14 protein-coding genes are annotated in these 19,562 nt (G+C 70.6%); 5 read left to right on the forward strand and 9 right to left on the reverse strand.

Annotation, left to right across the window (positions count from 1 at the left end):
• Positions 1 to 149: 149 nt before the first annotated feature.
• From CIW48_RS06735 to CIW48_RS06770, 6 genes are all read right to left on the reverse strand, one after another.
• Positions 150 to 1,121: an NADPH:quinone oxidoreductase family protein gene (locus CIW48_RS06735; protein WP_149310130.1), complete on the reverse strand. Its 972-nt coding sequence runs from the start codon at positions 1,119 to 1,121 to the stop codon at positions 150 to 152.
• A gap of 55 nt (positions 1,122 to 1,176) precedes the next feature.
• Positions 1,177 to 3,216, reverse strand: a complete 2,040-nt coding sequence (locus tag CIW48_RS06740) for a hybrid sensor histidine kinase/response regulator (RefSeq protein ID WP_246695159.1) — start codon at positions 3,214 to 3,216, stop codon at positions 1,177 to 1,179.
• A gap of 287 nt (positions 3,217 to 3,503) precedes the next feature.
• Positions 3,504 to 6,650: a DNA polymerase I gene (gene polA / locus CIW48_RS06750; protein WP_149310132.1), complete on the reverse strand. Its 3,147-nt coding sequence runs from the start codon at positions 6,648 to 6,650 to the stop codon at positions 3,504 to 3,506.
• Between the two features lie 212 nt (positions 6,651 to 6,862).
• Positions 6,863 to 8,344, reverse strand: a complete 1,482-nt coding sequence (locus CIW48_RS06760) for a UdgX family uracil-DNA binding protein (protein WP_173009202.1) — start codon at positions 8,342 to 8,344, stop codon at positions 6,863 to 6,865.
• Positions 8,344 to 9,555 (reverse strand): putative DNA modification/repair radical SAM protein, encoded by a 1,212-nt coding sequence (locus CIW48_RS06765; protein ID WP_149310133.1) that lies wholly within the window; start codon positions 9,553 to 9,555, stop codon positions 8,344 to 8,346. Before CIW48_RS06765 ends, CIW48_RS06760 begins: the two co-directional genes overlap by 1 nt.
• Before the next feature lie 76 nt (positions 9,556 to 9,631).
• Positions 9,632 to 10,171 carry a RecX family transcriptional regulator gene (locus tag CIW48_RS06770; RefSeq protein ID WP_149310300.1) on the reverse strand — a complete coding sequence of 180 codons (540 nt, stop codon included), beginning with the start codon at positions 10,169 to 10,171 and terminating at the stop codon, positions 9,632 to 9,634.
• A gap of 224 nt (positions 10,172 to 10,395) precedes the next feature.
• On the opposite strand from CIW48_RS06770, the gene CIW48_RS06775 reads away from it, so the two are divergent.
• The 3 genes from CIW48_RS06775 (at position 10,396) to grpE (ending at position 15,377) form a co-directional block, all read left to right on the forward strand.
• Positions 10,396 to 11,814, forward strand: a complete 1,419-nt coding sequence (locus CIW48_RS06775) for a TAXI family TRAP transporter solute-binding subunit (protein WP_149310134.1) — start codon at positions 10,396 to 10,398, stop codon at positions 11,812 to 11,814.
• 51 nt (positions 11,815 to 11,865) lie between these two features.
• Positions 11,866 to 14,658, forward strand: a complete 2,793-nt coding sequence (locus CIW48_RS06780; RefSeq protein WP_091778498.1) for a [protein-PII] uridylyltransferase — start codon at positions 11,866 to 11,868, stop codon at positions 14,656 to 14,658.
• 104 nt (positions 14,659 to 14,762) lie between these two features.
• The gene (grpE, locus tag CIW48_RS06785) at positions 14,763 to 15,377 is read left to right on the forward strand and encodes a nucleotide exchange factor GrpE (RefSeq protein WP_091778554.1); all 615 of its coding nucleotides are present in this window, start codon (positions 14,763 to 14,765) and stop codon (positions 15,375 to 15,377) included.
• Between the two features lie 18 nt (positions 15,378 to 15,395).
• Here the strand turns inward: grpE and CIW48_RS06790 are convergent, their stop codons facing one another.
• The 3 genes from CIW48_RS06790 to CIW48_RS34470 form a co-directional block, all read right to left on the reverse strand.
• Positions 15,396 to 15,773 carry a hypothetical protein gene (locus CIW48_RS06790; RefSeq protein ID WP_149310135.1) on the reverse strand — a complete coding sequence of 126 codons (378 nt, stop codon included), beginning with the start codon at positions 15,771 to 15,773 and terminating at the stop codon, positions 15,396 to 15,398.
• Between the two features lie 179 nt (positions 15,774 to 15,952).
• On the reverse strand, positions 15,953 to 16,690 hold the full coding sequence (locus CIW48_RS06795) for an outer membrane beta-barrel protein (protein ID WP_149310136.1): 738 nt from the start codon (positions 16,688 to 16,690) through the stop codon (positions 15,953 to 15,955).
• Positions 16,691 to 16,727: 37 nt separating this feature from the next.
• Complete coding sequence (locus CIW48_RS34470) at positions 16,728 to 16,856, reverse strand: hypothetical protein (RefSeq protein ID WP_280141039.1); 129 nt, start codon at positions 16,854 to 16,856, stop codon at positions 16,728 to 16,730.
• 477 nt (positions 16,857 to 17,333) lie between these two features.
• Here CIW48_RS34470 and CIW48_RS06805 point away from each other — a divergent pair, with 477 nt between their 5' ends.
• Positions 17,334 to 18,179 (forward strand): DUF6502 family protein, encoded by an 846-nt coding sequence (locus tag CIW48_RS06805; RefSeq protein ID WP_149310137.1) that lies wholly within the window; start codon positions 17,334 to 17,336, stop codon positions 18,177 to 18,179.
• Between the two features lie 11 nt (positions 18,180 to 18,190).
• Positions 18,191 to 19,555: a DUF5666 domain-containing protein gene (locus CIW48_RS06810; RefSeq protein WP_149310138.1), complete on the forward strand. Its 1,365-nt coding sequence runs from the start codon at positions 18,191 to 18,193 to the stop codon at positions 19,553 to 19,555.
• Positions 19,556 to 19,562 lie beyond the last annotated feature (7 nt).

Genomic DNA, 19,562 nt, shown 5'->3' on the forward strand with positions numbered 1-19,562 from the left:
TCATGGCACATCGGGAGGAAAGACGGGAAATCCCGCCCGATTTTCTTCAGAACGACCTTGCGCCGCAGATCATCGCCCTGCGCATGACTCGCCCTCCCGCGACGACGCGCGACAGCCCGCCGCCGATCCGGTGAAACGCGGATTAGCGATCAGGGCCGAAGGAGAACTTTCCCCATCGCCGCACGGCGGGTGAGGAGGCCGAAGGCCTCGGGGAATTCCGCCAGCGGGTAGACGCCGTGCACCTGCGCGGTGAGCTTGTCCTCGGCGACCCAGCCGAGGAGCCGGCGCTGGTCGGCCCGGTGCGCCTCCGGCTCCCGGTCCAGGAAGGCGCCCCAATGGACGCCCTGCACGTCGAGTTCCTTCAGGAGCATCAGGTTCAGCGGCAGCCGCGGGATGGCGCCGGCGGCGAAACCGATGACGAGGAAGCGCCCGCGCCAGCCGAGCGCCCGCAGGGCCGGCTCCGCGTAGGCATCGCCGACCGCATCGTAGACCACGTCGATTGCGCCGCCCGAGATCCGGCGCAGCTCGTCCTTGAGCGTCGCGGGATCGTAGACCAGCCCCGCCTCGGCCCCGTGGGCGCGGGCGACGGCGAGTTTCTCCTCCGAGGAGGCGCAGGCGATCACCCGGGCGCCCATCAGACGCCCGAGCTCGACCGCGGCGAGCCCGACGCCCCCGGAGGCGCCGAGCACCGCCAGCCACTCGCCGGGCTGCAGGCGCGCGCGGTTCGCCAGGGCGTGGAGCGAGGTTCCGTAGGTGATGGTCAGGCCCGCCGCCTGCTCGTCCGGGACCCCGTCCGGCACCGGCGTGAGCCGGGCGGCGTCGAGGGCGATCAACTCGGCGCAGCAGCCGTGCCCGGCATGGACGATCACCCGGTCGCCCACCGCCACGCCGGAGGCTCCCTCCCCCAACGCCTCGACCACGCCGACGCCCTCGCCGCCGGGCGAGAACGGCAGCGGCGGCTTCACCTGGTAGCGCCCGGCGACGATCAGCGTATCGAAGAAGTTCAGGGCCGCGAGCCGCATCCGCACCAGGGCCTGACCGGGACCCGGAACCGGATCGGGGCGCTCCACGATCGCCAGATGTTCCGGCCCGTCGAGCCTCGTGCACAGCAGCGCCCGCATGGCGTTCCTCCTCCCCGGCGTTTCTCGGCCGATGAGGCCCGAACCGGCCGTGCGGTCAAGCCATCTCGATCATCTCGCGGATGCGCGCGCCCAGCACCTCCACCACGAACGGCTTGGTGATGACCTGCATCCCGGCATCGAGCTGGCCGCTGCCCAAGACCGCGTTCTCCGCGTAGCCGGTGACGAACAGGACCTTGAGGTTGGGGCGGGAGACCCGCCCGGCTTCGGCCATCTGGCGCCCGTTCATGCCGCCCGGCAGCCCGATATCGGAGACCAGCAGGTCGATGCGCACGTCGGATTGCAGGACCTTGAGGCCGGCAGCGCTGTCGGCGGCCTCGATCGCCGTGTAGCCGAGATCCTCCAGCACCTCGGCGACCAGCATGCGCACGGTCGGTTCGTCGTCGACCACCAGCACGGTTTCGCCCGGGCCGGCTCGCGGCGGCGCACCCAGGACGGCATGCGCCTCCTCGTCCGCGACCGCGCCGCGATGGCGGGGCAGGTAGAGGCAGACCGTGGTGCCCTCGCCGAGTTCCGAATGGATCCGCACCTGGCCGCCCGATTGCTGCGCGAAGCCGTAGATCATCGACAGGCCGAGGCCGGTGCCCTGCCCCAGCGGCTTCGTGGTGAAGAACGGCTCGAACACCTTGCCGACGATCTCCGGCGGCATACCGGTGCCGGTATCGGTCACGCAGAGCGACAGGTACTGGCCCGGCGGCATGTCGTGCCGCCGGGCGGCGCGCTCGTCCAGCCAGGCATTGGCGGTCTCGATGGTGATCCTGCCCCCCTCGGGCATCGCGTCCCGGGCGTTGATGCACAGGTTGAGAAGGGCGTTCTCAAGCTGCGGCGGGTCGACCAGGGCCGGCCACAGGCCCGGGGGGCTCACCACCTCGACGACCACGGCGGGCCCCACGGTGCGCCGGATCAGCTCCTCCATGCCGGCCGCCAGCCGGGTCACGTCGGTGGGCTTCGGATCGAGGGTCTGGCGCCGCGAGAAGGCGAGCAGCCGGTGGGTCAGCGCGGCGGCCCGCTTGGACGCCCCCTGCGCGGCATTGATGTAGCGGTCCACGTCCATGACGCGGCCCTGGCTGAGGCGGGTCTGGATCAGCTCCAGCGATCCGGAGATGCCGGCGAGCAGGTTGTTGAAATCGTGGGCGATACCGCCGGTGAGCTGACCGACCGCTTCCATCTTCTGCGATTGCCGCAGGGCCTCCTCGGCGGCCGCGAGGGCATCGGCGCGCTCGCGCTCGGCGGTGAAATCGCGGCCGACGGCATTGATGAAGCCCTCTCCCGGCCGCGCCGCCCAGTTGATCCAGCGATAGCTGCCATCCCTGTGGCGATAGCGGTTGTCGAACCGCGCGAGACTCGACCCTGCGGAGAGCTGCTGCGCGCCCGCGACGGTGCGGGCGAAATCGTCCGGATGGACGAAAGTGATGAGCTTCGTCCCGACGAGTTCGTCCGGGCGCCAGCCCAGCACCTCAGTCCAGGCCGGGTTCACCGCCGTGATCGTGCCGTCGAACAGGCAGCGCAGCATCATGTCGGACGACAGCGTCCACAGGGCGTTGCGGTCGACGGTGCGTTCCTCGACCTGCTGCGCCAGGGTGGCGTTGAGGTCGCGCAGCTCCGCGAGCGCCGCCACCAGCCGGTCCTGGCTCTCCTTGAGGGCGGCGTCGGCCCGGACCCGGTCCGTGGTCTCGTTGGTGAGGATGAACAGACCCGCGACCCGGCCCTCGGCATCGAGGACCCGCGAGTACGAGAAGGTCCACCACGTCTCCCGGGCGCCCCGGTCGGTGTCGAGCTGCCACGGCAGGTCGACGAAGCGCTCCGGGCGGCCCGCCCTGGCGGCGTCGATGATCGGTTTGGCCTGATCCCAGGCATCCGCCCAGACCACGTCGAACCGCGCGCCCATGGCCCAGGGCAGCCGCGGCCCCAGCAGCGGAAAATAGGTGTCGTTGAAGAAGAAGTGGAGGCCGGACCCCCAGGCCAGGATCATCGATTCCGGCGAGTTGAGCACGAGCGACAGGGCGGCGCGGAAGTCCGGCTGCCACGTCTCGGGGGCGCCGAGGGGATGTCCGGACCAGTCGCGCGCCCGGATCATGCGTGCGGCTTCGCCGCCGCCGGCGAGGAAGGCGAGGGGGTCGTCAGTCACAGGGCGTCTGTTTGACCGAAGAACCGTCATCACACGCCGCTCGATACCGCGGAAATCCCGACCTCATCCTCATCCTGAGGTGCCGGAGCACAGCGGAGGCCTCGAGGGAGACCTCCAGGAATCATGCGGCCGGCCGGAGGGCTCCGTCGAGGCGGCTTCGCCGCACCTCAGGATGAGGGGGAGGGATTGGATCGACGTATGTTCTGTGCGGCCAGGATGTCCGTTACAACCGCCCCTCAATGCGCCTCCTGCCAATTCCCCGCGGCATTGGCCTCCACCACCAGCGGCACCTTCAGCGTCAGGGCCGGCGCCGGCGCCTCCTCCATCACGCCGCGGATGATCGGAATCGCCGCCTCCACCTCGTCCTCCGACGCCTCGAATACCAGTTCGTCGTGGACCTGCAGCAGCATGCGGGCGCCGAGCTTCTTCGCCGCGAGCGCCGCCTCCATCCGGGTCATGGCCCGACGGATGATGTCGGCGGCCGAGCCCTGGATCGGCGCGTTGATCGCCTGCCGCTCGACGCTGGCGCGCTCGGACGGGTTGTTGGAGCGGATCTGCGGGTAGTGGCAGACGCGGCCGAACAGGGTGGTCACGTAGCCCTTGTCGCGGCAGCTCCGCTTGGTCGTGTCGATGTAGTCGCGGATCCCCGGGAACTGCTCGAAATACTGCTTGATGAACGCCGAAGCCTCCTCGCGGCCGATGCCGAGCCGGTCGGCGAGCCCGAAGGCCGAGATGCCGTAGATGATGCCGAAATTGATGGTCTTGGCCCGGCGCCGAAGATCCGGCGTCATCTCCTTGAGCGGCACGCCGAACATGGCCGAGGCCGTGGCCGCGTGGATGTCGATCCCGTCCTCGAACGCCTTCCGGAGTTCCGGGATGTCGGCCATGTGGGCGAGCAGCCGCAGCTCGATCTGCGAGTAATCCGCCGAGATCAGCCGGTTGCCGGGCGCGGCCACGAAGGCGCGGCGGATGCGCCGCCCCTCCTCGGTGCGGATCGGGATGTTCTGCAGGTTCGGCTCGGAGGAGGACAGCCGCCCCGTGGTGGTGGCCGCCAGCGAGAACGAGGTATGGACCCGCGCGGTCTCGCGGTCGGCATGGGTCTGAAGCGAATCCGTGTAGGTGGATTTCAGCTTCGAGAGCTGCCGCCACTCCAGGATCTTTTTCGGGAGTTCGTGCCCGGCCTGGGCGAGTTCCTCGAGAAGCGTAGCCGGTGTCGCCCACTGGCCGGAGGGCGTCTTCTTGGCGCCCGGCAGACCCATTTTCCCGAAGAGGATGTCGCCGATCTGTTTCGGCGAGCCGACGGAAAACTTCTCCCCGGCATCCTCCTGGATCTCCTCCTCCAGGCGGACGAGGATCTGCGAGAAATCGCCCGAGAGCCGGCTCAGCATCTCGCGGTCGACCCGGATCCCGCGCTGCTCCATCCGGGCGATCACCGGCAGGAGCGGCCGCTCCAGGGTCTCGTAGACGGCGACCCGGTGCTCGGCCACGAGACGCGGCTTCATCATCCGCCACAGGCGCAAGGTGACGTCCGCGTCCTCGGCCGCATAGGCGGTCGCCTTGTCGATGGCGACCCGGTCGAAGCTGACCTTGTTGCGGCCGGTGCCGGCCACATCGGAAAACGTGATCGGCTGGTGGCCGAGATGGCGCCGGGCCAGCTCGTCCATGCCGTGACCGCCCTTCCCGGCATCGAGCACGTAGGAGATCAGCATCGTGTCGTCGAACGGCGCGATCTCGATGCCGTAGCGGGCGAGCACGACCCAATCGTATTTCAGGTTCTGGCCGACCTTCAGGACGCCCGGATTCTCCAGGAGCGGCTTCAGCCGGGCGATGGCCGCCTTCAGCGGGATCTGGCCCGGCACCGGCTCGGCCACGTCGGAGGGCGCGGCGCCCTCGCCGAACAGGTCGGTGGCGTCGGCCTGCACCTTGGCGGCCTGCACGTGGGCCAGCGGGATGTAACAGGCCCGGCCGGTGGCCACTGCCAGCGAGACGCCGACGAGGCCGGCCTTGTGGGCGTCGAGCGCATCGGTCTCGGTGTCGACCGCGATCACCCCGGCCTCTTCGGCCTCGGCGATCCAGGCGTCGAGCTGCTCCAGGGACGCGACCGTCTCGTAGGCGGCGGTGTCGAAGGGCGCGACCGCCTCCGCGGCGCGGGCCGCGACCACGTTGCCGGGGGTCGCCTCGACGGGCGCCCGGGGCTTGGCGGGGGCGTCCGGAAGGTCGAGATCGGCGAAGGGGTCGATCTCGCCGCCCTCCGGGGGCGCGGCGCCCGGCGGGCGTTCGGCCCCGGCCGCCGCGGTCTCGGGATCCGGCGGCACGGAATCGCCGAAGAACGGCACGGCCTCGCTGCCCCCCGCGCCGTTGGCGTAGCCGTGCGGCCGGGCGCCGGGCAGGAGCCGCGGATCGGGCTTCACCGCTTCCGGGTCGACGTGCAGCATCTGGGCGATGCGGCGGGTCAGCGTGTTGAACTCCATCGCCTTCAGGAAGCCGACGAGTTTTTCCGGATCGGGCTTGGGCACGCCGAGTTCGTCGAGGGCGACCGGGACCGGCACGTCCTCCATCAGCGCTACGAGCTTTCGCGACAGCTTGGCCTGATCGACATTGGCCAGCAGGGTCTCGCGGCGCTTGGGCTGCTTGATCTCGCCCGCGCGCTCCAGCAGCGCGTCGAGGCTGCCGAATTCCTTGATCAGCGCCGCCGCGGTCTTCAGGCCGATGCCCGGCACGCCCGGCACGTTGTCGGACGTGTCGCCGATCAGCGCGAGGGCGTCACCGATCTGGTTCGGCTGCAGGCCCTCCCACTTGGCGATGATCGCCTCGACATCGAGATTGCGCTCGGGCCGGTAGCCGGCCTTGCCCTTGGCGCCGGATTCGAAATCGTAGAACCGCACCTGCGGCCCGACGAGCTGCATCAGGTCCTTGTCGGAGGAGACGATGATCACGCCCGCGCCCCGCGCCTCGGCCTGGCGGGTGTAGGTGGCGATGAGATCGTCGGCCTCGTAGCGCTCGAGTTCCACGGCGTGCAGGCCGAAGGCGCGAACGGCGTCGCGCATCAGCGGCATCTGGCGCTTGAGGTCGTCGGGGGCGTCGGGACGGTGGCCCTTGTAGTCCGGGAACATCTCCTTGCGGAACGAGCCCTCGGACTTGTCGAAGACGATGCCGAGATGGGTCGGCATCGTGCCGGCCGCGCCCTCCTGCAGGAACTGGGCGATCTTGGTGCAGAACAGCCGCACGGCTCCGGTGGGCAGGCCGTCCGACGGCCGGGAATTGTACTTCTGATCCTGGTTAATCGACTGGAAATAGGCCCGGAAGATGAAGGACGAGCCGTCGACCAGGATCACCTGATCGCCGGGGCCGACGGGCTTGGTCTCGGGGCTCGCGTCAGTCATGGGCTCTGGCGGCTCGGGGCGATCAGGGGTCGGGCGCGCGGTCCAGCTCGGCGCGGCAGGCCGCGACGAGAACGGGCAAGTCGTGGTGGACGGTGAGCCAGACGATGTCCAGCGTTACCCGCTCGGTGTGGTCTCGGCACCCGTTCGTAGCCACACAGAAAACAGCCGGACGCGGACCGCATGGGCCTCGCCTATGGGCGGCACGCCGGGGCTCACGCGGCGAGCTCGCGCCCCAGCGCCTCCACCCGGCGCAGATCGTCCACGAAGGCCGCGTAGGCCTCCTCCTTCGCCTCGTCGGGCAGACGCAGCAGGTAGGAGGGGTGAACCGTGATGAAGCCCTGGAAGCGGTTGTCGTGCCGGTCGAAGCGGAACGGGCCGCGGGCGCGGGTGATCGGGATCGCCTTGCCGGTCAACGCCAGCACGGCGGTCGCGCCGAGGGCCACGACCAGCTTGGGTCCCACGAACTCGAGCTCGCGGTCCAGCCACCAGCGGTAATGGCTGACCTCGCCGGCCGTCGGCTTCTGGTGGATGCGGCGCTTTCCACGCTCCTCGAACTTGAAGTGCTTGACCGCATTCGTGAGGTAGCTCGCGCCGCGGTCGATCCCGGCCTCCGCCATGGCGCGGGAGAGGAGTTGCCCCGCCGGCCCGACGAAGGGCCGGCCCTGCCGGTCCTCCTGGTCGCCGGGCTGCTCGCCCACGAAGGCGACGGTCGCGCCCACCGGCCCCTCGCCGAGCACCGCCTGCGTGGCGCCCGGCACCAGGGGTTCGGTCCGGCGGATGATGGCGTTCAGTTCGTCCAGGGTCTTGGGATCCTGGTCGGCCATGGCGGCAACGGCGCGGGCGGGGTCGCGGCGTGTGGGCATGGTCGGCTCCCTCTCGATCATCGCTTCCGTGCGGCCCGCCGCGGCCCGGACCAGGGCGGGAATTGCGGCGGTCTCCGGCATGTTGCGCCAGTACTTCTTGGGCATCTCCGCCCGCATGGCCTTGAGGTTGGTGCGGGCCGGGTTGAACGTGCTCTCGTAATAGGTCTGCCAGCCGGCCTCGAACCCGTCGCCCTCGGGCAGCTGGGCGCGATCTCCGGGAGGCCCGAAGGTCAGGGTTTCGGTATCCCAATGGGCCGAGCCTTCAGGCGTCAGGATCGACCAGCGCATGCCGCGGAAGCGGTTGACGAAAAAGGGAGCTGCCGCCTCCAGGATGTGGTGATCCGGCTCGAACCACGCGACGTAATGCTCGCCGCCGCTGTCCTCGGCCCGACGGAAGCGCAGGAAGGCGTGCATCTTGTGCAGGTCGCGCCCGATCGCCTTCGCCATCCTGTGGAGGCGGTGAACCAGGGGGTCGCTCCCGACCTCCATCAGGTGCCGCTCGCCGTGGCAGACCCGCCAGACCAGGGCGTAGAGCAGGCCGTAGCGCTCCGGATCGCGGTGGGGGATCACCTGCGGGATCAGCGCGGCGACGGGCTTGGGTAAGGCGAGCGGTGCGGCGGGGGCGTGCTCCGCGCCCCTTCCGAACAGGCCGGGCGAGTCCGTCACCGACCACGTCACCGCTTCAGGCGGGACGTTTTGCGCAACGAGGCTTCGGACGGCGGCGCGAAAGCCGGCGAGATCAGCGCCCGGACGCAGGAGAACGGCACGCGGCCCACGCGGGTCCCCTCCCTCCTCCGAGGGGGGAGAGAGGGGCGCGCTTCCGGTCCGCATCAGAACAGGCTCAATTGCTGCGCCGGCTCCACCAGCCGCGTGCGCAGATCGAGCCGATCCGTCAGCCCCACGGGCCGGTGATCCGCCACGACGAGGAACGGCCGCGCCCGCTTCAGGCCCGAGGTCAGCCGGGCGACGTCGTCGAGGCGCAGGGTCGCGTGGCGGCGCGCCTTGATGATCTTGTCGACCGCCCGCGCGCCGAGCCCCGGCACCCGCAGCAGCCATTCCCGGTCGGCCTTGTTCACGTCCACGGGGAACTTGTCCCGGTGCTTCAGCGCCCAGGCGAGCTTCGGGTCGATGTCGAGGGCCAGCATCCCGCCCTCGGAGGCGTCGGCGACCTCGTCGGGGGTGAATTCGTAGTACCGGAGCAGCCAGTCGGCCTGGTACAGCCGGTGCTCGCGCTGGAGCGGCGGCGGCTTGGGCGGCAGGATCGCCGAGCCGTCCGGGATCGGGCTGAAGGCGGAGTAGTAGACCCGCTTCAGGCCGACGCTGCCGTAGAGGAGCGCGCTCTTGCGGATCAGCGCCTCGTCGGTCGTGGCATCCGCCCCGACGATCACCTGGGTCGAGTGACCGGCCGGCGAGAAGCGGCGCTTCTCGGCCTTCGCCTGCACGATGCGCTCGCCGATCTGCGCCATGGCCCCCTGGATCGCGGCACCGTCCTTCTCGGGGGCGAGCCGCTCCAGGCTCGCCTCGGTGGGCAGCTCGACGTTGATCGAGAGCCGGTCGGCGTAGAGGCCCGCCTCCTCGATCAGCCAGGGGCTCGCCTCCGGGATCGACTTGAGGTGGATGTAGCCGGCGAAGCCGTGGTCGCGCCGCAGCGACTTCGCCACCCGGGTCAGCAGCTCCATCGTGTGGTCCGGCGACTTGATGATTCCGGAGGAGAGGAACAGGCCCTCGATGTAGTTCCGCCGGTAGAAGTTGAGAGTGAGGTTCACGACCTCCTCGACGGTGAACTTCGCCCGCCGCACGTTCGAGGAGCGCCGGTTCACGCAATAGGCGCAGTCGAACAGGCACCAGTTGGTCAGCAGGATCTTGAGCAGCGAGACGCATCGCCCGTCCGGCGTGTAGGCGTGGCAGATCCCGGCGCCGGTGGTGGAGCCGACACCCTCCTTTCCGGCCGCCCGCTTCGGCGCGGCCGAGGAGGCGCAGGAGGCATCGTACTTCGCGGCATCGGCCAGGATGCGCAGCTTCTTGGCGAGGGTCTCGTCCATCGAACAGACAATGAACAACACGGACGAAGGTGCAAGGCCGCTCTGCCCTTCGCCCCGGGCCGCGATGCCGCACCCGTCATGCCGGCGGGTCGGGCTCCCCGTCCGGCTCCGCGTCGACCACGCGGCGCGCGAGGGCGTAGGAGAAACCCGCCCGTGCCAGCGCCGCGAGGTCCCGCTCGCGGTAGGCTTCCCGCTGTTCCGGCCGGCGATGCGGCCCGAGGCGCCGCCGCTTGGCATAGGCCTGTGCGGCCTGCTCCTCGATCGCCTCCGCCTCCCCGTCGGCCGTGGCCTCGCGCTCGGCCACCATCGCGGCTTCGACCACGTCGCGCGGCACGCCCTTGGCGGCGAGTTTGGCCGAGACGCCGCGGCTCGACGTGCCGCGGCGGCGCAGGGTGGCGAGCCGGGTATCGGCGAACCGCGCATCGTCCACGAGGCCGGCCGACACCGCCCGCGCCACCGTCGCGGTGACGAGATCCGCGAAACTATCCGGATCCTCGCCCCGAGCGCGGGCCCGCTTCTGGACACGGCGCGCGAGGGTCCGGCGCAGCATCTCGGTCGAGGCGCTGTAGCGTTCCAGATAATGAAGCGCGGCGCGCTCGAGCCAGGCCGGGCTCACCGGCCCAGGCGGCTTGATCGCCCGGTCGCGACGTTCTGGCGCGGATCCTGCAACGATTGGAGGTTTCACAGGTTCTTCACGATCTCGACAGGTTTGCGTTCCATGACTCGGGGATGGAACGTGCGCAACGCGACAGGCTCGGCCATGGCCCGAACCACCGTTCTCCGTCCGGCGATCCGCAGGCTCGAAGCCGGCGGAGGCCGCATGTCGCGGCGGCTGTCCTGATGCGCCGCGAATGGCTCCTGGTCCTCGTGGCCCTGGGGCTGGCCGCGGTCGCGGCCGCGATCGTCTACCTCTCACGCCCGAACACGCTCACGGTGGCAGTCGGCCCGCAGGACGGGCCCGAGGCCGCGCTGATCGAAGCCTATGCCAGCGCCCTCGACCGGGCGCGCGAGGATGTTCGCCTCAAGGTCGTGCGCTACGGCGACGTCCGCGACAGCGCCCTGGCGCTCCAGCGGAACAAGGCCGACCTCGCCGTCGTGCGACCGGACGTGTTCCTGCCCGAGAACGGTCTGACCCTGGCGATCCTGCACGACGAGGCGCTGGTCATCGCGGCGCCCGAGGCGGCCGATATCGACGACATCCCCGCCCTGGCACGCAAGCGGCTCGGCATCGTCGTCCGGCACAGCGCCGACCTGCCGTTCCTCACGAACCTGCTCTCCTTCTACGACCTTGTGCCGGATAGCGCCGGTGAGGATGCGCCGGAGGCCGAGCAGGCCGCCGAGGCGGAGCCGGGCCATGTCGTGGTGGTGCCGCTGAAGGCCGGCGATGTCACGGCCGCGCTCACCGAGAAGCGGGTCGACGCGGTCGCGGTGATCGCCAGTCCCGCCTCCAAATCCGCGGCCGCGGTGGTCCGCGCCGTCGAGCTGGGCTCGCCGGAGCGCAAGATCGGCTTCGTCTCGATCCCGGACGGCGACGCGATCCTGCAGCGCTTTCCCGAACTGCAATCGGTGACCATTCCGGCCGGCACCTTCGGCGGTCGCCCGAAGCGCCCAGACGAGGAGGTCAAGACTGTCGGCGCCTCGTACCGCCTGATGGCGCGGGGCACGGTCAGCCGCGTCGCGGTCGCCTCGGCGACGCAGCACCTGTTCGAGTGGCGCTCGCGGCTCGCCTCGGCGGCGCCGGTGGCCAAGCTGATGAAGGCGCCGGACTTCGACACGACGGTGGCGGCGACCTCGGCGCGCCTGCCGAACCATCCCGGCGCAGTCGATTATTTCGAGCGCGAGCAGCAGACCTTCCTCGATCGCTACGAGGATTACATCTACCTGTTCGCCTTCTTCGGCGGCACGATCGGCTCCGGCTTGGCCTGGCTGGGCCAGCGCCTTGCCCGCAAGCGCCGGGAGCGCGTCGACTTCGTCCTCGACCGGCTGCTCGACATCATGCGCGAGGTGCGCGCGGCGACCAGCACGACCGAACTGGACGCGATCGCGATCGAGACCGACGGCCTCGTGGCCGACGTGGTCTGCTATGCCCGCGAGCGCAGCATCGATGCCCGCACGGTCAGCGCGCTGATTCTGGCGGTGGACGGCGTCCACGCGGCCATCGCGGATGCCAGGCGGCAGGCGAACGAAGTCGAACCCCGCACGGCGACCCGCAACCGCACGGCGCGGCTCCTCGCGCTCGACCTGCCGGCCGCGGAATAGCGACGGGCGCCGCATGGCTGGCGGCGTAGGGATATCATGCTAACGGGAGCCATGTTCGATCCCGTCGCCGCCCTCGATACGGTCCTGGAGAACCTCGACCGCGAAGCTCGCGAGCCTACCAAGCTCCGGGCCGCGCTGGTGCCGCAGCTGCGCCGGGTGATCGAGGAAGGCCATCGCGCCGCGGAGGCGCAGCTCCTCGAAGACCGCAACGGGCTGCGCTGCGCACAGACCCTGTCGAACCTCACCGACGCGGTGGTCCGAGCGATCCACGATGCCGTCGTCTGGCGGCTCTATCCCAATGACAACCCGTCGACCGGCGAGCAGCTCGCGGTGGTCGCCACCGGCGGCTACGGCCGGGGCACGATGGCGCCGGGCTCGGACATCGATCTGCTGTTCCTGCTCCCCTACAAGCAGACCGCGTGGTCGGAGAGCGTCGTCGAGGGAATGCTCTACGTCCTGTGGGACCTGAAGCTGAAGGTCGGCCACGCCACGCGCTCGGTCGAGGAATGCCTGCGCGAGGCGCGGGCCGACATGACGATCCGCACGGCCCTGCTGGAGGCGCGCTACCTGTTCGGCACCCGCATCCTCTACGAGGAGCTGGTGACGCGCTTCGATGCCGAGCTGGTGGTCGGCTCCGCCGCCGAGTTCGTGGAGGCGAAGCTGCGCGAGCGCGACCTGCGCGTCTCCAAGGCTGGGTCCTCGCGCTATCTCGTCGAGCCGAACGTCAAGGACGGCAAGGGCGGCCTGCGCGACCTGAACACGCTGTTCTGGATCGCCAAATACACCTACCGGGTGCGTGATCAGGCCGAACTCGTCAGCGCCGGCCTGTTCACCCCGGAGGAATACGCGCTGTTCGAGCGCTGCGAGGAGTTCCTGTGGCGGGTGCGCTGCCACATGCACTTCGTGACGAAGCGGGCGGAGGAGCGTCTCTCCTTCGGCCTGCAGCCGCGGATCGCCGAGCGCTTCGGCTACGAGGCCCGCGGCGGCCTCTCCGGCGTCGAGCGCTTCATGAAGGCCTATTTCCGGTTCGCCAAGGATGTCGGCGACCTCACCGCCATCGTCTGCGCGGAGCTGGAGGCGCGCCACGCCAAGCGCACGCCGGTGCTCGACCGCTGGATCGGCCGGTTCCGCGACCGATTCCGGGCGACCGCCATGGAGGCGGAGGATTTCTGGATCGACCACGGCCGGGTGAACCTGCGCGCCGAGGATGCGTTCGAGCGCGACCCGGTCAACCTGATCCGGCTGTTCTGGCTTGCCGACCGGCACAACCTCGCGATCCATCCCGACGCCAAGCGGCTGGCCAGCCGGTCCCTGCGCCTCGTCAACCCGACGCTGCGCGTGGATCCGGAGGCGAATCGCCTGTTCCTCGAGATCCTCACCTCGCGGAACGCGCCGGAGGAGGCGCTACGCGAGATGAACGAGGCCGGCGTGCTCGGCCGGTTCATCCCGGATTTCGGCCGAATCGTCGCGATGATGCAGTTCAACATGTACCACCACTTTACGGTGGACGAGCACCTGCTGCGCACGGTCGGCGTGCTGGCCGATATCGAATCCGGCCGGGCCCAGGAGACCTACCCGCTGGTCTCGCGGCTCGTGCACACGATCCACAACCGCACGGCGCTCTACGTGGCGATCCTGCTGCACGACATCGCCAAGGGTCGCCCGGAGGATCACTCGATCGCCGGCGCCGCCATCGCCGAGAAGCTCTGCCCGCGCTTCGGCCTGAACCAGGCCGAGACCGAGACCGTCCGCTGGCTCGTGGAACACCACCTGCTGATGTCGATGACCGCCCAGAGCCGCGACCTCTCGGATGGCAAGACGATCGAGCGTTTCGCCGCGAGCGTGCAGAGCCTGGAGCGGCTGAAGCTCCTGACCATCCTGACGGTGGCCGACATCACCGCCGTCGGCCCCGGGGTCTGGACCGCCTGGAAGGGTACGCTGGTCCGGACCCTGTACGACGAGACCGAGGTCTACCTGTCGGGCGGCCATTCCGAGATCGCCCGCACCGACCGGGTCCGCCTCGTGCAGATGGGCCTGCGGGAGCAGCTGCCCGGCTGGGGCGCAGAGGAGTTCGACGCCTACGCGGCCCGGCACAGCCAGGCCTACTGGCTCAAGGTCGACGGCACGCGCCAGCTCAAGAACGCGATCTTCCTGCGCGACGTCGTGCGCGACGGGCGGACCAGCGCCACCGACGTGGCGCTCGACCCCGTCCGCGGCGTGACCGAAATCACGGTCTACTCGCCCGACCATCCCCGCCTGCTCGCCATCGTCACCGGGGCCTGCGCGGCGGCCGGCAGCAACATCGTCGACGCGCAGATCTTCACCACGACCGACGGGTTCGCCCTCGACACGATCTTCATCTCCCGCGCCTTCGAGCGGGACGAGGACGAGCTGCGCCGGACCAAGCGCATCACCGCGGCGATCGAGCGGGCGCTGAAAGGCGAGATCCGCATCGCCGACCTCGTCGCCGACAAGCACCCGCCGACGAGCACCCGCGCCAAGACCTTCCCGGTGCCGCCGGACGTCATCATCGACAACGCCCTGTCGAGCCGGGAGACCGTGGTGGAGATCACCGGTCTCGACCGGCCGGGCCTGCTCTACGAATTGACCACCGCCTTCAGCCGGCTGTCGCTCAACATCACGTCGGCGCATGTGGCGACCTTCGGCGAACGGGCCGTGGACGTCTTCTACGTGACCGACCTTACCGGCACGCGGGTGACGCAGCCCGATCGGCAGGCCGCGATCCGCAGCACCGTGATGGATGTGTTCGCGCACGACGTCGCCACGCTCAAGGCCGAGGGTCTGGAGGCGCTGGTGGCGGCGCCGCCGCCGCGCGAGGCGTGAGCGTACGGGTTGATTTCGCGGCCCCTTGGCCAGATATCAGCGCCGATTCCGATCCTACCCCATCCCATCCCGCCCACGACTGAAACGTGATGACGAGCAACGACATGACCCAGGATGACCAGCGCCAGACCACGGTCGAAGCCGGTGCCGGCGCGGCCCAGGATCCCGCGCCCGCGGGTCAGGGCACCGGGTCGGCCTCCGTCGATCCGGTCGCGGAGGCCCTGGCCCTGCTCACGGCCGAGCGCGACGAACTCAAGGACCGGACGCTGCGCACCCTCGCCGAGATGGAGAATCTGCGCCGGCGGACGGAGCGCGAGGTCGCCGACGCGCGCGCCTACGCGGTGACCAATTTCGCGCGGGACGTGCTCAACGTCGCCGACAACATCCGTCGTGCCCTCGACAGCGTCCCGGCCGACGCGAAGGCCACGGCCGACGGCGCCTTGAAGGGCTTGATCGACGGGATCGAGCTCACCGAGCGCGACCTCGCCAAGACCCTCGAGCGCCACGGCGTGAAGATCGTCGAGCCCCAGGGCCAGAAGTTCGACCCGAATCGCCATCAGGCGATGTTCGAGGTGCCGAACGCGGAGGTTCCCGCCGGCACCGTCGTGCAGGTCGTGCAGGCGGGCTACGTCATCGGGGAGCGCGTTCTGCGCCCGGCCCTCGTGGGGGTCGCCAAGGGCGGCCCGAAGCCGGCCGCCAACCCGGCCGACGCCGCCTGATCGAACGCGCGGCGCGGCCTACTGACAGGGCAGCGCCGCGGCGAAATCCGAGATGAACTGCGCCGTCTGGCGGGTCTGGTCCGATGCGCGCGGATCGTGGGCGACCAGCCCCGCCTCGACCCGGAGGCGGCCGTTGCAGGCGCAGGTCGGCAACAGGCCCGAAGCCGGCTCCGGCGAGCAGGCATCGTGATGCGCGCAGGCGCGGTCCAGCGCGTCGATGGGCGGGTATCCGGGGCCGCGACTGCCGGGACCGCAGAAATTTCCGTAGATCAGGATGGCGCCGCGCCCGGTCGGCCCGGGCGGGACGATCTCCTGGGCCCGCACCGGGACGGCACAGGCCGCGAGCCCGAAGGCGAGCAAGGCTGTCGGGAGGGAGGTCGGGCTGGGAATGCGCACGGCCGATCCTGTCGGAGAGAAACCCTGATCCCGCGTGGCGGCATCCGCGCGGTATTCGGACTCTCCGACTCTCACCGGCCGTAATCAGGTTCGCGCGGCCGACAGATTCGCGAAGCCGAACGCCCCGCATTGCGACCCAGCCCGCCCACTCCGTCAAGCTATCTATTCATGAGTATTGTTCAAAATCGGTAATTCAAACCGGCACGAACCAGCGTGAAACCGGAATCCTGTTTGCCGGCACCATAATAGGCCGGAACACTGGCGTTGTAGTAGGTGGAGGCGACCGATCCGCGGCCCAGATGGAGGTAGAGGGCCTCCACCTTCGCGGAGAGCTTCTCGGTGAATGCGTACTCGATGCCGCCGCCGGCCGCGTAACCGGTCCGGTCGGTGGACGGCAGGGTGGAGGGGTAGGATCCCGCATAGGTCGAACGCGAGCCGCCGCCATAGGCGAGGCCGCCGGTGCCGTAGACGAGGACGCGGTCGAACGCGTAGCCGACTCGCGCGCGGACCGTCCCGAAATAGTCGAGGGTCGGCCGGACGCTGTAATACGGCGCGGTGCCGAGATAGGCGGCATCCGCCTTGGCAACGGCCGTACCCTGGATGTCGGTCTCGAAGCCGACCACGACGCCGGCGCCCGGTGTGACCTGATAATTGTAGCCGATCTGCCCGCCGCCGGCGAAGCCGCCGGACCGGCCGCCGCCCGTGACGGCGCCGTAGGTCGGGTCGGTGAACCCGCCGCTCGCGGTGGGGAACGCATATCCGGCATTCACGCCGGCATAGAAGCCGGTCCAGGTGAAGACCGGTAGCGACGGGAGCGGCGGCGGCGGCGCGCGGCGGGGCAGATCCGCCGCCTCGGCGGCGAGCGCGAAGCAGCCGGCCGCGGCACCCGCGAGGGCTGCGTGGAATGATCGCGTCATGGATGTCTCTTTGTGGAGGGCGGCGAAGCCGCAAGGATCAGAGGGCCAGGAGGAGCAGGCCGACGACGGTCACGGCCAGGATCAGGCAGAGCGCGAGGTCGAGGACGGCCGCTCCGCCGCAGGTCGGAGCCGGACGCCGGCTGCCGAAGTCGGACAGGACCATCATGACCGCATGTCCCGGCTGGCGGCCATCCGCGCCGCTGTCCGCATGGTTCGATGGGCGCGCCTGGGCGTGGCGGTACCCGTGGGTACCGCCGCCCCGCCAGAGGGGTTGGCGGGAGCGGCGGCCTGCGTCGTCTTCGGTGCGAGGGCGCGGTGGACCGTGTCCGCACCAGCGACACCGAGGACGGGCAGCGTGAGCGCGGCGATGACGCCGATCAGGCGCCGGAGCCGCGGAAGAGAGACAGCCCGTTGCGGATGGTGTTCGCGGGCGGTGGTCGTCGTCATTGGCGGCAGGGTCACCGCGATCAGAGGGCGTGCTCGGACATTCATGACCCCTGCTCCTCGCTTCGCGTGGGAAATTTGACCACGAATTCGGTCTACGTGTGCAAAAATCCCACGTCAACGCGGAAAGCGCGCTTCGGTGTGTGCCGTCGCGCGCGGTGGGATTGTATCCCACGGCACAAGGCGGCACGATGAGGCCATGTCCGAAACCGCCGATACACCGCGGGAGGGCGCCAGCCTGCACGCGCCTCTGGCGCGGCTGCTGCGCCCGCTCGTCCGCCTGCTCGTGGCACGCGGCATCACGTTTCCCGCGCTTACGGACCTCCTGCGCGAGCTCTACGTGAACGTCGCCGAGTACGATTTCGCCCTGACCGGCAAGGAGCAGACGGATAGCCGCGTCTCCCTGCTCACCGGCATCCACCGCAAGGAGGTCCGGCGCCTGCGCGGCGCGGGCGCCCCTGTCAGCGCCGTTCCGGCCGTCGTCTCGCGCACCAGCCGGATCATCGCCCGCTGGATCGCCGACCCGGCCTTCACCGATCCGCAGGGCCAGCCCCTGAAGCTGCCGCGCACCGCGGAGGGCAGCGCGCCCTCGTTCGAATCCCTGGTCGCGGGCGTGACCCGGGATCTGCGGCCCCGCGCCGTCCTCGACGAGTGGCTCGACCGGGGGCTGGCCTTCACCGACCCACACGACCGGATCGTGCTGGCGGAGGCCGCCTACGTGCCCCGCGGCGACGGGGCCGAGGGGCCGCAGCTCTACTATTTCGGCCGCAACCTGCACGACCACATCGCGGCGGCCGTCGCCAATATCGTCGGCGATGCGCCGCGCTTCCTGGAGCGGGCGGTCCATTACGATGGACTGTCGAAGGACCTCGCGACCAAGCTCGAGGCGCGCGCCCGCGAGATCGCCATGGAGGCCCTGCAGCAGGCCAACCGGGAAGCGCACGCCGCCTGCCAGACTGATCCCGGCGGCACGCATCGCTGGAATTTCGGCCTCTACATCTACACGGAAGCGGCGCCATCGGCGCAGCCCGCGGACGAGCGTTGAGAGGCCGGCCGGTGCGCGCCTTGCCCAACCGCCGGTTCGTCCTGCGCCTGCTCGCGGGGGCCGCGACCCTGCTGCCGAGCGCCGTCCGCTCGCAGGACGCGCCGCGCGATCAGGGCATCGGCGGCACCGGCATGATGCGGACCGACGACCCCCGCGACGGGTCACTCGGCGAGGGCGACCGCGGCATCGGCGGGACCGGCGTGATCGGCACGATCCGCCGCTTCGGCTCGATCATCGTCAACGACCTGCGCATCGCCTACCCGCCCGAGGTGGAGGTGCGCATTGACGGCGCCCCCGCGAAGGCCGCCGACCTCAAGATCGGTCAGGTGGTCCACGTGGTCGCGCGGCCCGAGGGGGCCGGCCTCGCCACGCGGCGGATCGACGTGACCAGCGAGGTGGTCGGGCCCGTGGAATCCGTCGCGCCGGGGCGGCTGGTTGTGCTCGGGCAGCGGGTCTCGACCGCGGGTCTCGAGGGCGTCTGGAAGCCGGGGGTGCGGGTCGCGGTGAGCGGGCTGCGCCGGCCGGACGGCGTGATCGTGGCCAGCCTGATCGAGCCGCGGGAGGCTGGGCCGGACCGCGTCGCCGGACCGGTGCGGCGCGGTCCGGACGGGCCGAGGATCGGCGGCCTGCGTCTCACGGGGGCGGATGCCCTGCCAGCGGGCAAGCGCGCCCTGGTGACGGGCTCGGCGGCGAACGACGTCCTCACCGTGACCAACGCCGCGAAGGTGGGCCTGCCGTTCCCGCCGGGCCTGAAGCAGGTCTCGATCGAGGCCTATATCGGCCGGACCGGCTCCGGACTCGATGTCGGCGCGGGCTACGCCGTGGCGGGCCGTGCGGGCGCGCAGGTTCCACGCGCCGGGAGCGTGCGGGCGGTGCTGACCGCGGCGATCGCGCGGGACGGCGACCTCACGGTGGAGCGGCTGCGCATCGAGAAGCGCATCGCGCCCGACGCACCGCAACCGGATCCCCCACGGTTCGAGCGGGAGCGCGATCGGCTGGATCTGCGCAACCTGCCCGACGAGCTGCCCGGCCGGTTCGGCCCCGAGCCCGGCGGCCGGCAGGGCGGCCCGGGCGGCATCGGGGCGCCGCGTAGTCCGGCGATCGACACCCGCCCCGGGGGCGCGGTCTTTCCCGGCACGGAAGGGCCGGGCGGATTCGGCGCGCCCCGCGGCGGCTTCGGCGGTGCCCCGCCCACAGGGCCTGGGGCATTCCCGGTCGGACCCGGGGGCTTCGGCGGTCCGAGCGGCGGCCCTGGCCCGGGCCCGGGCGGTCCCGGTGGCGGCGGCTTCGGCGGAGGTGGTTTCGGCGGAGGTGGCTTGGGCGGAGGTGGCTTGGGCGGAGGTGGCTTGGGCGGCCCGGGCGGAGGACGGCGCTAGACGGACC

The organism is Methylobacterium sp. P1-11 (assembly GCF_008329595.1).
In the GTDB taxonomy this organism is placed as follows: domain Bacteria; phylum Pseudomonadota; class Alphaproteobacteria; order Rhizobiales; family Beijerinckiaceae; genus Methylobacterium.